1 protein-coding gene is annotated in these 294 nt (G+C 72.4%); it reads right to left on the bottom strand.

Features of this window, described 5'->3' with window-relative positions; all coding sequences use genetic code 11:
* Positions 1 to 294: PAS domain-containing protein (locus KVT32_RS29725; protein ID WP_217619389.1), on the bottom strand; the 294-nt coding region annotated here is incomplete at both ends.

Raw genomic sequence — 294 nt, 5'->3', positions numbered from 1 at the left:
GTGCTCCTTGGCCTCGCGCAGCGCCTCTTCCATCTTGCGGCGCTCGCTGATGTCGAGGATCACGCCGTCGAGCCAGACCAGCTTGCCTTCGTCGTCGCGCACGTCGGTGCCGTTCTCCCACAGCCAGCGGGTGCTGCCGTCGGCGTGCAGCAGGCGGTACTCGACCAGCCAGGGCCGGTCCTCGCGCAGGGCCGCCTCGATCGCTTCCGATACGCGCACGCGGGCGGCGGCGTGGATCAGGGCGCCGAAGCAGCGCCGTGGCGGGCTGCCCGGCGCAATGCCGGTGGAGTCGCG

This window comes from Achromobacter sp. GbtcB20, assembly GCF_019091095.1.
Classification (GTDB): domain Bacteria; phylum Pseudomonadota; class Gammaproteobacteria; order Burkholderiales; family Burkholderiaceae_B; genus Achromobacter; species Achromobacter mucicolens.
Note: the sequence above shows the minus strand (reverse complement) of the source record. Positions and strands in the feature narration are given on the sequence as shown.